General features: G+C 40.7%; 1 protein-coding gene. It reads right to left on the reverse strand.

Annotation, left to right across the window (positions count from 1 at the left end; translation table 11 throughout):
- A partial coding sequence (locus AAEY88_RS14985; protein ID WP_350563665.1) for a hypothetical protein occupies window positions 1-246 on the reverse strand: 246 nt, incomplete at both ends.

Here is a 246-nt window from a genome sequence, read left to right on the forward strand (position 1 = left end):
CGCGAATACTTAGCTGTTCATCTGCAACTTTTACTAAACTAGCTGCATCAATTTGCGTGTGTGTAAGCAACTCATCAACACGAGCCTCGTCATTTAAAAAATACACGCCTAATGAATCACCTGGTATATAACTAATGTCTGAGCCTTCAAGCGAAATTTCTACGTGGCGGACATCTTTAGTTGAGTCGCGACCTGTAATTTTTTGCACTAAACCTAACTCTGCGGCAAACGGGTTTTGTTTAGTAT

This window comes from Psychrobacter sp. CAL346-MNA-CIBAN-0220, assembly GCF_040309805.1.
In the GTDB taxonomy this organism is placed as follows: domain Bacteria; phylum Pseudomonadota; class Gammaproteobacteria; order Pseudomonadales; family Moraxellaceae; genus Psychrobacter.